Here is a 13952-nt window from a genome sequence, read left to right as displayed (position 1 = left end):
AAGGCCTTCTATTAAGCGTCATTCTTGCGTATTGAAGAGGGGTGATAGCAGAGAGGTTTTACCTGGATATCCATGTAAGGAAATAGAGGTAAGGCGCTAATAAGGTCTTGAAGCTCGGCGTTATCACTGACGTCGAATATGCTGACATTGGCGTAACTGCCAGCGACTCGCCATAGGTGGCGCCATTTGCCCTGCCGCTGTAGTTCCTGAGCGTAGACTTTCTCCTTCGCCTTGATGTCAGTTGCTTGCTCGGTCGGCATATCTGGTGGCAGTTTCACTACCATTTCCACTTGGAACAGCATTGCATTGCTCCTATCTGATGACGTTATAAAGTGTTTTGCCGATTTAGGTAGGCCTGTCGCCAGCGCACAACGTGGACCTCGGCGAATAGCTTTGCCTGATGAAATGGGTCGGCTTGAATAAAGCGTTCGGCCTCTTCGCGGCTCTCAAGGTCGACCAAGTAAATGCCGCCTGACGCCGTGGCGCCGTCGTCGGACAGCTTGGCGCCACAAGCCAATAAGAGATTTGCGTTAGCGTCCAGGTAATCCAGATGAGCGGGGCGTACCTCCTGGCGCAGAGCTTGGTGGTCGGGCTTGTCGAACGTTTCGATCAGAAAAGGCATGCAAAAATCCTGTGTTGATATGCGTGTTTAGGCACCGAGGTAGCCCCAGATCAGCATGGCACTGCCGTAGATAATTCCCAGATATATCAGGATGAGGACCATATAGCCCATCACATCGCGCAACTTCAGGCCGGAGATGGCGAGTACCGGGAGGATCCAGAACGGCTGAACCATGTTGGTCCACTGGTCACCAATCTGCACTGCTAGCGCTGTGGCTGCCTGGGAGGCGCCCAGCTCTGCGGCAGCTTGCACCATGACAGGGCCTTGAACTGCCCACTGGCCGCCACCGGAGGGGGCTAACAGGTTGATGATGCCACCGCTAATGAACGACCAGATTGGTAGCGTTTGCGCGCTGGATATATCAACAAAGATATTGGCGAATGACACCACCAAACCCGAACTCACCAGAATCCCCATGATTCCTGCGTAGAAGGGGTATTGCACGACGATACCGGAAACAATACGAATCCCATCTGCCAAGGCGGCCAAGTAATGGGAGGGCGAGGCAAATAGCAAGATACCCAGGAACAGGAAGGCGAAATTAACGGTATTAAGGTTCAGTGAGCCACCGTCCAACGCGTATAGCACGATGTACAGCATGCCGAGCAAGCCAATAGCGATGCCCACCAACCGGCTACGATTCAAACGCTCGGCAATGGTAATTTTTTCGCCGCTGGAAAGAGGAGCTTCGGTAGGCACCGCTACCAAGGCCGGATCGATTTCGACGATATCCTCGGCTTTCTTAGGGTGAAGCCAAGCATTGAAAAGTGGCAAGGTGAGAAGAATGAGGGCACTGGTGATTAAGAGAATAGGGGAAAAAATGGTGTCACTTAGCGGTATCAGTCCGATCGCATCTTGCAGGAAGTGCCCTTCGGTAGCGATCAATAGCGGCACACTGCCCGACAGGCCAATGCCGTAAAGAGCAAAGCCCGAATATGCAGCGGCGATTACTAGAGGGTAATGCAATCCTTTCACGTTGAGTGCCAGCTTCTGGGCGACGATCCCACCTATGACGAGGCCAAAACCCCAATTTAACCAGCTGCCAATCCCCCCCACTAGGGTAGCAACCACAATAGCGACGAAGGGAGTTTTTACACGTGCAGCGATACGGTTGAGAGCACCATCTACCAAGGGGGTCTTCGCCAGGATGTAGCCCGCCAGAAGGATGACCGTCATCTGCATGCTGAACGCCAACAAGTTCCAGAATCCGTCGCCCCAATAACGTACCGTATTCAGCGGGCTGGTACCCTGCATGAGCACCGCTAAAATCATGGTGAGAATGGTCAGGAAGATGGCAATGACCAATGGGTCGGGCATATAACGATTGACGAGCCGAGTGAAGAAATTTGCCAGCGCATTCATTAGAAGCAGCCTCATATTGTCGGCGGGGTTGCCATTGTCTATTATGTACGCATGGCGCACATAAGTTCGTTTGTTGTAGTGATAGTTAACCCACGAATGATTTTATTCAATGCGACATTTGTCTAGGGCTGACGTAGATACGGCTTGAGGCAGGTGAAATAGGAAGGAAAGCTGATGCAGGACGATGCATTACACGCCGTAGTGGTGGGCGCTGGTACCATGGGCACCACCTTGGCTAAGTTGATGGCGACGCAGGGTGTAAACGTCATCGTGGTCGATACCAACCCGCGCGTGTTGGAAACCAGTCGCCTGAGCATGAGAGAGAGCGCTGCCGCTGTTGGCTTTGTCTCAGAATTAACGGCCGGTAAGAGCCCCGATTTTGTGATCGAGAGCGTGACCGAAGACGTCGCGGTCAAGCAGAAGGTCATAGCTCAAATTGAGACCAGCGTGGCCGATAGCACCATCATCATGACGAATACTTCGGGTATCCCGATCGATGAGCTTGCCGCCAACATGCGCCTACCTCAACGGTTTTTAGGCACTCATTTCTTCAACCCAGCAGACATCGTTCCCACAGTCGAGGTGGTTCCCGGCAGCCATACCAAGGCGTCGGTAGTAGACATGGCATGCCGTTGGCTGAAGCAGTTGGGAAAACGTCCTGCAATTCTAAATACCTGTGTGCCCGGTTTCGTCGCCAACCGAATTCAGCATGCGGTGATGCGTGAGTGTCTCGCCCTGCTAGAGAGAGGTGTTGTAGAGCCCGAGGCACTGGATGACATCGTGCAGTACTCCATCGGTGTACGCATGGCGTTAAACGGCCCACTGTGTCAGCGCGATCTTAACGGGCTAGATACCCACCTCAATATCGCTCGTTACCTCTACCCGGATCTCGATGCGCGCGACAAGCCTGCGGCACTTCTTGAAGACTACGTTGTTCAAGGACGTCTAGGTGCCAAGGCAGGGCGAGGTTTCTACCGCTGGAGCGACGAGTCGCGCGCGCAACAACAAGCCCAGGAACGGGAAAGTCTGCAACGCATCATTGATATTGCCACCCAGCATGCTAAGGGAAACGCGTCATGAATCAGCCACGTTGGAAGAAGCGACCTGAAGGGAGCAACTGGGGAGATTTCGGACCCGACGATCAACTTGGGCGGGTCAATCTTATAGGGCCAGAGCAGGTACTCAAAGGCGTCAAGGAAGTCCACGAAGGCATTACGTTCTGCTTATCACTGCCATTGGATATCCCCGGTGGCAAGGTGTTGAATCCTCGCCGTTCACCACCGAAGCTGTCCCCAACGGCTCTTGGTGATGACCAATACATCAACTTTCCTCTCGCCATCCATAACCCCGCCCTGCAGGATGTTATAAGCGACGATCAGGTTCAGCTCTCGCTGCAGTATTCTACTCAGTGGGACTCCCTTGCCCATGTGGGCGCTCTATTTGATGGTGATGCTGACGGCAAGCCGGAACGCCGCTATTACAATGGCTATTTGGCAGACAAGGATGTGCTTAATTTGAGCCAGGAGCCCACACATCAACACAGCTCTTATGCGCAGCGGTTGGGCATTGAAAATATGGCGGTGCATGGCATGCAGGGGCGGGCCGTATTGGTTGATTTGGTAAGGGCTTTCGGCATAGGAAGAACGCTGGTAGGGCATGCAGAATTAATGGTGGCACTGAAGCAACTGAATGTTGTGGTTGAGCGCGGCGATATGCTGGTGTTGCGTACAGGCTTCGCGGAGACGTTGCTAGAAATGCAGGGATCCCCGCAGCCTGATGTGCTGAAAAACACTGGAGCGGTGCTTGACGGCAGGGATCAAGCTCTTCTGGACTGGATCACTGAGAGTGGAATATCAGCAATCTGTGCTGATAATTACGCGGTAGAGAACCTGGATCAGGAAATAGAACCAGACTGTTGCTCTAAGCTTCCATTACATCATCATTGCTTATTCAAGCTTGGGTTACCGCTGGCCGAGCTTTGGTACCTGAAAGACTTGGCGGAGTGGTTGCATAGTCGCGAGCGCAATCGATTCCTACTTACCGCACCACCTTTGCGCTTGCCGGGCGCAATTGGCTCGCCGGTGACTCCGGTGGCAAGCGTATAGTTAAAGAATAATGTGGTTGGCTTAATATCAAACTTAAATGGCTTTAAAACCCTTTCTTTTAAAGTGGGGGGATCTATTATTCTACTTGCCTATAACTATTAGCGCTTAAAAGGCCAGCAAATCCATCAGCGTCATCAACCCAATAATCAGGCTAAGCGTAAGAGCCTGGCGCTGTCGTTTTAAACAGAGCAGTAACCCCCCCCCACAGAACACGACGATAGATCCCAGGCCGTATGCTACCAGGTAGTTGAGCTTGAGAATTTCTTCCAGAGGCTGCTGGGTTAACGCACGAATCACTAGCGCGGGCAGCGCGCAGTAGAGCACGAATACCCCCACCCCTTGCACCTGCTCGCGCTGGATAATGCCGCTCCATCTAGCCACATACCCAGCACTGATTAGCAGAAAAATTGGGGTCGTAATGGCGAGAATCGCGAGCATAAAGACTCTGTTTGATCGATGATGGGTAGCAGGAATTGCCTCTTATATCAGACCAATTTAGCATGGCGTTCGAATCACGAACAATTGTACGTTTTTTTAGTGCGGTACAGCCACTGCACCAATTATTGAGGTTTATTTATGCCCGCCGCATTTTTAAAACACCCCTTTATGAGCCAGCGCGCCATCGCCGAGTGTGACGATGACGCCATGGTGCGTGCCATGCTGGCCTTTGAGTTGGCCTTGGCTGAAGTTCAGGAAGCCAGCGGCGCGGTGCCTGATGGCATTAGCCAGCAAATGCGCGAACAGTTGGAGAATGCGGAATTCAATAGCGAAGAGATCGCGGCGGGTATTGCCAGCGGTGGCAATGTGGCGATTCCGTTTGTAAAGCAGAGCCGCGCGCTGCTCGCCGATGAGGTCAAGCGCTACTGGCATCAGGGGGCGACGAGCCAGGACGTGGTCGACTCCGCGCTGATGCTGCTGCTGAAACCACGCTTAGCGGCGTTAGATGAATTGCTGATGCGCTGCCGAACGGCGGCGTTAGTGCTTATGGATGCCCATATCGACACGCCGATGGTGGGGCGTACGCTGATGCAGCAGGCGCTGCCGATCACCTTTGGAGTAAAGGTGGCCCACTGGGCAATCGGCTTGGAGCAGAGCCGCCGCCGCTTGGGTGAGGTGGCACTGCCCGTGCAGTTTGGTGGTGCGGTGGGCGTGCACTCGGGCTGGGACGCGCTGGGGCTTGAGTGGATGGATGCTTTGGCCGAGCGACTAGGTTTGGCTACGCCGACCCTGCCCTGGCATACCGACCGCTACCCGATTCATGTTCTTGGCACGGCATTAGATGCGGTAGCCGGAGCCGCTGAAAAAGTCGCCCTGGATGTATCGCTTCTGACCCAGACTGAAGTCGGCGAAGTGGCGGAACCTTCGGCGCCGGGGATGGGCGAGTCCTCCTCCATGCCCCATAAGCGTAACCCGGTACGCAGCGCGCTGATCCGTGGCGCGGCGCGTCAAGTGCATGGCCATACCAGTGTGTTGATCAACGCTGCTGCCCAGCCTCTTGAACGCGGGTTGGGTGAATGGCACGCGGAGTGGGCGCCGTTAATGGAGAGCGCTCTGCTGGTAGAGGGGGCGCTGGAGCAAGTGGCCGTGCTTTTGGAAGGGCTAGAGGTCTACCCCGATAACATGTGGCGAAATCTGGCGGCCACTGGCGGCGGCATTATGGCAGAGCCCGTCGCACGTTTGCTGGCACCTACGCTAGGCGTGGAGAAAGCCAAAACGGTTAGCGCGGAAGCGGCAGAAGTTGCGCGTCACCAATCACGCGCCTATTCAGCCGTGCTTGCCGACCATCCTGATGTGAAAGGGGACGTTGATGACGAGGCGTTGCGCAATGCCTGCGACCCTGCTTTATACCTTGGTAGCAGCGCGGCCCAGGTCATACGCGCCAAAAAATGGTTAGAAGCGCAATAAGCACATTTAAAAACAAAGCGTTATGTTTATCTATGGAGTAACTGGTGGGTTTGGCAGGGCCATTAGGCGGGCGCCGTTGGGTTTGACCCCATTAGCGTTCAGCAGTAGATTGTTCGTATAGAGGATCTATGTTCGCTTAGCGAACACTCTGCTAACCGTTAAGAGGCACCCATCATGGCCGAGTTTCTCAGCTTGCATGACGCGGTAGCGCGCTACGTCCAAGACGGCGCTACCGTGGCCATGGAAGGCTTCACCCACCTGATTCCATTTGCCGCCGGTCACGAAGTGATCCGCCAGAAAAAGCGTGATCTGACGCTGATCCGCATGACCCCGGATATCATCTACGACCAGATGATTGGCGCGGGCTGCGCTAAAAAGGTGATCTTCTCCTGGGGTGGCAACCCCGGCGTGGGCTCCCTGCATCGCCTGCGCGATGCGGTGGAGAAAGGCTGGCCGTGCAAGATCGAGATTCTGGAGCATAGCCACGCGGCCATGGCCTGCGCTTTTGAAGCGGGTGCTGCCGGTCTGCCGCTGGCGGTTTTCCGCGGTTACATCGGTAGCGAACTGCCCAGCGTTAACGATCAAATTAAATTCATCGAGTGCCCGTTTACCGGCGAACGCTTAGCCGCCGTGCCGTCGGTACGCCCGGATGTCTCGATCATCCACGCCCAGCGGGCGGATCGCCAGGGCAACGTGCTGGTAGAAGGCATTGTTGGTGTACAGAAGGAAGCGGTACTCGCCGCCAAACACAGCATCGTCACGGTGGAAGAGATCGTCGATGACCTCAACGCACACCCCAATGCCTGCGTGATTCCCAGTTGGGCCGTCAGCGCTATTGCGGTGGCCGAGAAAGGCGCGCTGCCTTCCTACACCCACGGCTACTACGGCCGCAGCAACCGCTTCTATAAAGAGTGGGATGCCATCGCCCGTGATCGCGACGCCTTCACCCAGTGGCTCGACGACAACGTTTTTAATGCAGGAGGCCAAGCCTGATGAGTCTGGAATATACCTCTTCTGAAATGATGTCGGTCACCGCTGCGCGGGCGCTGGAAAACGGCATGACCTGCTTTGTGGGCATTGGTTTGCCCTCGGAAGCCGCCAACCTGGCGCGGTTGACTCACGCACCAGACGTCGTGCTGATTTACGAGTCCGGCACCCTGCAAACCAAGCCCGATATTCTGCCGCTCTCCATCGGCGATGGCGAACTGTGCGAGTCGGCGTTGACCACTGTGGCGGTGCCAGAGATGTTCCGCTATTGGCTACAGGGCGGCAAAGTTGACGTAGGCTTTTTAGGCACCGCGCAAATCGACCGCTTTGCTAACTTGAATACCACCTTAATCGGCGATTACAAAGCACCCAAGGTGCGCCTGCCGGGCGGCGGCGGGGCGCCGGAAATTGCCACCAACGCGGGTGAGGTGTTTATCACCCTTAAACACTCCAAGCGTGCCTTTGTAAAAGATGTCGACTTCGTCACCACGTTAGGTTTTGGCCGCGACGGCAAAGGCCGCGATAACGTGCCCAATATCGGCAAAGGCCCCACTCGGGTGATTACCGACCTATGCGTGATGAAGCCAGACCCGGAGACCAAAGAGCTGGTGGTGGTTTCGCTACACCCCGGCGTTAGCCGCGAGGACGTGATTGAAGCCACCGGCTGGGAAATCCGCTTTGCCGAACAGCTTGAGAGTACTCCCGAGCCCAGCGAAAACGAGTTAACGATTTTGCGTGAGCTAAAAGCCCGCACCGAGCGAGCCCACGCGGACGCATAAAGGAGTTTGCTATGAGTGACGTTTATCTATGTCATCCCCGCCGCACAGCGGTAGGTCGTTTTGGCGGCACCCTGGCCAGCGTGCGCCCGGACGATTTCGCCGCGACCATCTTCAAAGCCGTGCTGGCGGAAGCACCGGATCTTGACCCTGCCGCCATCGAAGAAGTGTTTATGGGCTGTGCCAACCAGGCCGGTGAAGACAATCGCAACGTGGCGCGCATGTCGTCGCTGCTGGCGGGAATCCCGACCTCGGTACCCGGCACCACCATGAACCGACTGTGTGGCTCGGGTATGGACGCCGTTGGCACGGCGTTTCGCGCCATCAAAGCCGGTGAGATGGAGCTGGCGCTGGCGGGTGGCGTGGAGTCCATGTCCCGGGCGCCCTACGTGATGGGCAAGGCCGATAGCGCCTTCGCTCGTACTCAAAAAATCGAAGACACTACCATCGGTTGGCGCTTGGTCAACCCGCTGATGAAGAAAGCTTATGGCATAGACTCCATGCCGGAAACGGCAGAAAACGTCGCCGAGCAGTTCAACATCTCCCGTGAAGATCAGGACGCCTTTGCGCTACGCTCCCAGCAGAAAGCCGCTGCTGCTCAAAAGGCCGGGCGTTTTGCCCAAGAAATTACCGCCATTGAGATTCCCCGTCGCAAGCAGGAACCGCTGATCTTTGATCAGGATGAACACCTGCGGGAGACCACTCTCGATAAGCTGGCAGGTTTACCTACTCCCTTCCGTGAAGACGGCAGCGTGACCGCTGGCAACGCCTCTGGCGTTAACGATGGTGCGGCGGCGATGCTGGTGGCCAGCGAAGCAGCGGTTAAACAGCATGGCCTGACGCCTATGGCGAAGATTATCGGCATGGCCACGGCGGGTGTAGAGCCGCGCATTATGGGTTATGGCCCGGTACCTGCCGTACAGAAACTGCTCAAGCGCACCGGTATCTCGATGGACGATATCGATGTGTTTGAGTTTAACGAGGCGTTCGCCGCTCAGGCGTTGGCCTGCATGCGCGATCTTGGTCTTAAAGACGACGACCCCCGGGTCAACCCCAACGGCGGCGCGATTGCCCTGGGTCACCCGTTAGGCATGTCCGGTGCGCGCCTGTTAATGACCGCCGCCCATGAGTTGCAAAACAGCGGCAAACGTTATGCGCTGTGCACCATGTGTGTGGGCGTTGGCCAAGGCATCGCCACGTTGATTGAACGGGTTTAACGGAGGTAATCATGGCATTTCATACCATCAACGGTCGCAGCGTGGCGTATCGGCTGCTCGGTGCACAAGTAAACCCACTGGTCGTACTGGCGCACCCTTTGGGCATGAGCCAAGCGGTATGGGATGACGTGATTCCTGCGCTGCTGCCCCGCTACCGGGTGCTGACCTGGGATCTGCCCGGCCACGGTGCCAGTCAGGCAGTCAGCGGCGAGCAAATCACCCCCGCAGACTTAGCTGCAGAGGCTCTCGTGCTTGTAGAGCTGGCGGGCGCGTCGCGCTTTCATTTCGCGGGCACATCGATTGGTGGCGTTGTTGGCCAGCAGCTGATTGCCGCGCATAGCGAGCGCCTGCTCTCCGTCACGTTGACCAATACTGGCGCGGTGATTGGCAATCCGGATCTCTGGAATACTCGCGCGGGTCGCGTACGCCAGGAAGGCTTGGTGGCGATGTCCCAAGAGATCGTACCGCGCTGGTTTGCACCACAGGCCTTTGAGGCAAGCCCGGCGCTGAAAGCGGGCTGGTGCACCCAAATGGGCCGTGGTGACGATGAGTCCTACGCCCAGCTGTGCGAAATGCTTGGCCGCGATACCTTTACTGGCAAGCTCGCAGGTAAGAACACGAAAGTGCAGCTATTCGGCGGCAGCGAAGATCTGGCCACCCCGCCCGAGACGCTGGAAGTGTTGGCAGCAGAACTCGATAACGCACCGCTGGAAATTTTTGATGGTGTAGGACACGTGCCTGCGGTAGAAGCCCCGGCGCACTTTGCTAAGAAACTACTCGCGGTACTGGCTGCTGATCTGGGCGATGTGGCGAACCACGGCGTGGCGTACGCCACCGGCCTTGAGACCCGTAAGCAGGTGTTGGGCGAAGAGCACGTAGCGCGCTCTACTGCCAACGCCAACAGCCTGGACGCCCCCTTCCAGCAGATGATTACCCGCCTGGCCTGGGGCGAGCTGTGGAGTAACGACGACTTAACTCGCCGCGAGCGCAGCATGATCACCACCGGAATTCTCGCCGCGCTTGGCCGCGAAGAGCTAACGCTGCATTTAAAAACCGCCAAACGGATTGGGCTGTCTGAGGCCGAACTGCGCCAGGTGCTGATGCATGTAGCGATTTACGGCGGTGTCCCGGCAGCCAATCACGCCTTTGCCCTCGCTAAAGAGCTGGGCTGGGGCGAGTAGCGAGTCAACATAATCGATGAGAGGTAAGGGTGATGACCCACGATAACAAACGCTTTGTGGCCCGCGACCGTAACTGGCATCCGCCCGCCTATGCCCCGGGCTATAAAACCTCTGTAGCGCGCTCGCCTCAGCAGGCGCTGATGAGCATGCAGCAGCCGACTGTCTCTGAGTTGACCGGCCCGGATTTTAGCCATCTACGCCTAGGCCCCTATGACAACGATCTGCTGATGAATTTTACGCAAGGAGAGGGGCTGCCTCAGGGTGAACGAATCATCATGTTTGGCCGCGTGATGGATCAGTTTGGCAAGCCGGTACCCCATACGCTGGTAGAGATGTGGCAGGCCAATGCGGGCGGACGCTATCGCCACAAAAAAGATGCTTACCTGGCACCGCTGGATCCTCATTTTGGTGGAGTGGGTCGGTGCTTAACCGATGATCAGGGCTTTTACCGTTTTCGTACCATCAAGCCAGGACCCTACCCCTGGCCCAATGATGTGAACAGCTGGCGCCCGGCGCATATTCACGTCTCGGTGACTGGCCCTTCAACCTCTACCCGGCTGATCACCCAGATGTACTTTGAGGGGGACCCGCTGATACCCCTGTGCCCGATCGTGCATACACTGAAAGACCCCGAGGCCGTGGAGACGATGGTCGGCCGTTTAGATATGGCCAATAGTAGGCCGATGGATTGCCTCGCGTATCGTTTCGATATCGTGGTACGAGGTGAGCTACAAACCTATTTCGAAAATCAGTGAGGCAGGGGATTGATCATGAAACAGCCTAACACCCAGCCGATGACTGAGCTGATGCTGCGCGAAACCGCTTCGCAAACCGCCGGGCCTTACGTACACATTGGACTGGCTCCCGCTGCCGCCGGTAACCCGGAACGGGACGAAGAGGTCTGGAACGAGATGGCCAAACCCGAGGCGGAAGGCGAGCATATCGAGATTGTCGGCACCGTGATTGATGGTAATGGTGACTTGGTGCGCGATGCCTTTCTGGAAGCATGGCAGGCCGATGCTAACGGCGATTATCAGGCCGATTATGATCTAAAAAAGCCGTTTAATAGCTTTGGCCGAACCGCTACCACCTTCGATCACGGCAGCGAGTGGTCATTAACCACCATCAAACCCGGCGCAGTGAAGCACCCCAGCGGCCAGCTCATGGCGCCGCATATTAATCTCACGCTGTTTGCCCGGGGAGTGAACATCCATTTGCAAACGCGGCTCTATTTTGACGACGAGGCAGAAGCCAACGCCCAGTGCCCGGTACTATCACGCATCGAATCACCGGCGCGCCGCCAAACCCTGATTGCCAAGCGCGAAGAAGTGGATGGCAAAGTGCGTTATCGTTTGAATATCCGTTTGCAGGGCGAGGGCGAGACGGTGTTTTTTGATTTTTGAAGCTATGCATGCGGGCATTACTACAAGGATAAGGGCGGCCAATTGGCTGCCCTGCAACTAGTGTCGCGATTTATAAATGCCAGTCAATATGCCTGACAAGCCCTAGAATAGTGCGGGTAACAGGCACTGGGATGTTGTGTTCTTCCGCACGACGTACCGCAGCACCACAAATGGCTTCAATTTCGGTAGGCCTTTCTGCAAGCACGTCCTGGAGCATCGAGGGTTTATGAGAAGTGTGTTGTTCCAATGCTTCGCTCACGGTTTTCTCTATACGCTCGCCCTGAACAGCAAACCCGCAGGCATGCGCGGTAGCACAAAGTTCTCCGATAATTTGAAATGCTAGTTCTCTAGTATCCGCATGAGCGCCTATTTGGCCTACGGTTGATCTAGTGACTGCGCAAAGGCCATTTAAAGCCGCGTTAAATATCACTTTTTCCCAAATCGCCACCTCTACCTGTGGATCAATAATCGCTTTTATATCACCACGTGCGAAGAGTTCAGGCATGTAATCAAGTAGGGGTGGTGCAGTCGAGGATGAGGCGGATGCTAGCCTGACAATTCCTTCGCCATGAGATTCCACACACCCTGGCCCCTTCATGTCAGCAGGATAAGTGGTAATACCCACCATAATATTCTCTTGATCTACGAACTCCATAAGAGAAAGTTTGTTATCGAGTCCATTTTGCAGGCTTAAGAGGACAGTATTAGCGTCTATTGCTGAACGTATTGCTGTTATTGCCGACTTTGTGTGCATTGTTTTAGTGAAAACAATAATAAGGTCATAATTTGTACTCACTTCCCAAGGAAAAAGCACCGGGACAGGGATGTATCGCTCACCTTTATCTGTCTTGAGCTTGAGACCACTCTGGCGCAAAGCATCAACATGCTCCGCATTAACGTCAATCAAAGTAACGTTCGCGCCGCCTTCGGAAAGGCTCCCTCCTATTAGTCCACCCATTGCTCCTGCACCAAGGATAGCGATACTAGGTTCTTGCCTGGTTTGATTATTCACTATTTTATCCCCTTAAAAATTCTGCTTTTAAAAATCGATACCATTTAATTTGGCTGAGTTTTTTAAAAGGTGATCGAACATATTAAGTGGTGAAAACCGTGCTAATATTTCCTCATATGCACGTTTCTGATTCATTACTTATACTGGATTGCTTCTCCATGAATCAAATAAATAAAATATAGATTGTTCATAAATAATATCTATATAAATTGATCGTCATCATCTATGGGTTATGCCAAAAAGCTAACCATAAAAAGTGCAAAAAAATTAATATATCAGTGATTCTTTTTTAAAACATTGATTGTGAAAGAAAAATAAATTTATGAGAGATGACCGGACAGCGGTGCCACTTACAGCTGAATGTTCGAGAGTTGGCTTTATGTACCACACGATTTATATCAAAATAGCCTGCCAAAAAATCAATTTTCTGCGCTAATAGCGTTAATGATGCTTTTACAAAACCAACGTTGAGCGGGCGAACGCGAAGTGTGTGCCTGCCAATAAAGTGTCACATCGAATGGAGGCACTTCGAATGGTAATTCAAGTGCTTTTAGTGGTGCTTCATTCACAAAGGCAGAAGCAATTTGCTGAGGCAAAATTACCACCAAATCGCTCCTTTGCAGGACTCTCGGTAAAATAGAGAAGTGGGGCACCACGAGGCTAACCTTGCGCTTCAACCCTAGCCTTGCCAGCACATCTTCAGCCAGGCCATGCCCTGACGAAGCAGCAACCACAGCATGCTTAGCATCCATAAATTGCTCCAAGCTGAGGTGATCATCAATACTTGGATGATGACGACTCAACAGGCAAACGTATCGCTCCTTGAGAATGATTTGGCGCTCTACGCCAGAGGCAGTAATAGGCCTACTACAGATGACCGCATTAACCTTCCCTGCTGCCAACCACTCTTCGACCTTATCGATTTCCAGAGCAATGACTTCAAGCTCAACATTTGGCGCCTCGGTATGCATATGAGAGAGAATGCGTGGCAATAGTGCCAGCTCGCCGAGGTCAGTAAGGGCTAGTCGAAATCGTCTATGTGAAGAGCGCGGGACAAAATCGCGATTTTCCTCCAGCGTACTGTCGATCTGGGCTAGCGAGTCGCGCAGTGTTGGGTAGAGCTGAATCGCAGTGAAGGTCGGTTCCATGCCGTCGCGAGAACGTACAAAAAGGCGGTCATCAAACAGCTCGCGCAATCTCGATAGCGCGTAGCTTACTGACGGCTGAGTGACGTTCAAACGATCTGCTGCCACCGTTACGCTACGGGCATCAAAGAGAGTGACAAATACCCTGACTAGATTTAGATCAATAGCGGACATGTTATAGATACCATTTATATTTTATAGATCATATATTTATTTGATAGATGTTTAAAGGCCAAT

The 13952-nt window shown here is 54.3% G+C and carries 15 protein-coding genes; 9 read left to right on the top strand and 6 right to left on the bottom strand.

Going from position 1 to position 13952, the window contains the following annotated elements:
- Positions 1 to 11: 11 nt before the first annotated feature.
- The 3 genes from catC to QT230_RS12650 are packed head-to-tail and all read right to left on the bottom strand — an operon-like array spanning position 12 to position 1984.
- Positions 12 to 302, bottom strand: coding sequence for a muconolactone Delta-isomerase (catC, locus tag QT230_RS12660; protein ID WP_308322190.1), 291 nt, complete (start codon positions 300 to 302; stop codon positions 12 to 14).
- Positions 303 to 325: 23 nt separating this feature from the next.
- Complete coding sequence (locus QT230_RS12655) at positions 326 to 622, bottom strand: YciI family protein (RefSeq protein WP_308322189.1); 297 nt, start codon at positions 620 to 622, stop codon at positions 326 to 328.
- Between the two features lie 27 nt (positions 623 to 649).
- Positions 650 to 1984: a TIGR00366 family protein gene (locus QT230_RS12650; RefSeq protein WP_308322188.1), complete on the bottom strand. Its 1335-nt coding sequence runs from the start codon at positions 1982 to 1984 to the stop codon at positions 650 to 652.
- A gap of 174 nt (positions 1985 to 2158) precedes the next feature.
- Between QT230_RS12650 and QT230_RS12645 the strand changes: the two genes are divergently transcribed.
- A complete protein-coding gene (locus tag QT230_RS12645; RefSeq protein WP_308322187.1) occupies positions 2159 to 3064 on the top strand; it encodes a 3-hydroxyacyl-CoA dehydrogenase NAD-binding domain-containing protein in 906 nt (301 codons plus the stop codon).
- Complete coding sequence (locus QT230_RS12640) at positions 3061 to 4089, top strand: cyclase family protein (protein WP_308322186.1); 1029 nt, start codon at positions 3061 to 3063, stop codon at positions 4087 to 4089. Before QT230_RS12645 ends, QT230_RS12640 begins: the two co-directional genes overlap by 4 nt.
- 105 nt (positions 4090 to 4194) lie before the next feature.
- Here QT230_RS12640 and QT230_RS12635 read toward each other — a convergent pair whose 3' ends face one another.
- Positions 4195 to 4527, bottom strand: a complete 333-nt coding sequence (locus QT230_RS12635) for an AEC family transporter (RefSeq protein WP_308322185.1) — start codon at positions 4525 to 4527, stop codon at positions 4195 to 4197.
- A gap of 138 nt (positions 4528 to 4665) precedes the next feature.
- Between QT230_RS12635 and QT230_RS12630 the strand changes: the two genes are divergently transcribed.
- From QT230_RS12630 to pcaG, 7 genes are all read left to right on the top strand, one after another.
- Complete coding sequence (locus tag QT230_RS12630) at positions 4666 to 5994, top strand: adenylosuccinate lyase family protein (RefSeq protein ID WP_308322184.1); 1329 nt, start codon at positions 4666 to 4668, stop codon at positions 5992 to 5994.
- Positions 5995 to 6168: 174 nt separating this feature from the next.
- Positions 6169 to 6987 carry a CoA transferase subunit A gene (locus QT230_RS12625; protein ID WP_308322183.1) on the top strand — a complete coding sequence of 273 codons (819 nt, stop codon included), beginning with the start codon at positions 6169 to 6171 and terminating at the stop codon, positions 6985 to 6987.
- Between the two features lie 5 nt (positions 6988 to 6992).
- Positions 6993 to 7760: a CoA-transferase subunit beta gene (locus QT230_RS12620; RefSeq protein WP_308322217.1), complete on the top strand. Its 768-nt coding sequence runs from the start codon at positions 6993 to 6995 to the stop codon at positions 7758 to 7760.
- A gap of 11 nt (positions 7761 to 7771) precedes the next feature.
- Complete coding sequence (gene pcaF / locus QT230_RS12615) at positions 7772 to 8974, top strand: 3-oxoadipyl-CoA thiolase (protein ID WP_308322182.1); 1203 nt, start codon at positions 7772 to 7774, stop codon at positions 8972 to 8974.
- An 11-nt stretch (positions 8975 to 8985) separates the two neighbouring features.
- Positions 8986 to 10155, top strand: a complete 1170-nt coding sequence (locus tag QT230_RS12610) for an alpha/beta fold hydrolase (protein ID WP_308322181.1) — start codon at positions 8986 to 8988, stop codon at positions 10153 to 10155.
- A gap of 32 nt (positions 10156 to 10187) precedes the next feature.
- The gene (gene pcaH / locus QT230_RS12605; RefSeq protein ID WP_374694463.1) at positions 10188 to 10910 is read left to right on the top strand and encodes a protocatechuate 3,4-dioxygenase subunit beta; all 723 of its coding nucleotides are present in this window, start codon (positions 10188 to 10190) and stop codon (positions 10908 to 10910) included.
- 15 nt (positions 10911 to 10925) lie between these two features.
- Entirely contained in the window at positions 10926 to 11558 is a 633-nt protein-coding gene (gene pcaG, locus QT230_RS12600) for a protocatechuate 3,4-dioxygenase subunit alpha (protein ID WP_374694462.1), read from the top strand.
- Positions 11559 to 11628: 70 nt separating this feature from the next.
- Here the strand turns inward: pcaG and QT230_RS12595 are convergent, their stop codons facing one another.
- Positions 11629 to 12570 (bottom strand): 2-dehydropantoate 2-reductase, encoded by a 942-nt coding sequence (locus QT230_RS12595; RefSeq protein WP_308322179.1) that lies wholly within the window; start codon positions 12568 to 12570, stop codon positions 11629 to 11631.
- Positions 12571 to 12989: 419 nt separating this feature from the next.
- Positions 12990 to 13889 (bottom strand): LysR family transcriptional regulator, encoded by a 900-nt coding sequence (locus QT230_RS12590; RefSeq protein WP_308322178.1) that lies wholly within the window; start codon positions 13887 to 13889, stop codon positions 12990 to 12992.
- Between the last annotated feature and the right edge of the window lie 63 nt (positions 13890 to 13952).

The organism is Halomonas sp. SpR8, assembly GCF_031010195.1.
Classification (GTDB): domain Bacteria; phylum Pseudomonadota; class Gammaproteobacteria; order Pseudomonadales; family Halomonadaceae; genus Vreelandella.
The sequence above is the reverse complement of the archived record's forward strand: the minus strand, read 5'-3'. Positions and strand labels throughout refer to the sequence as shown.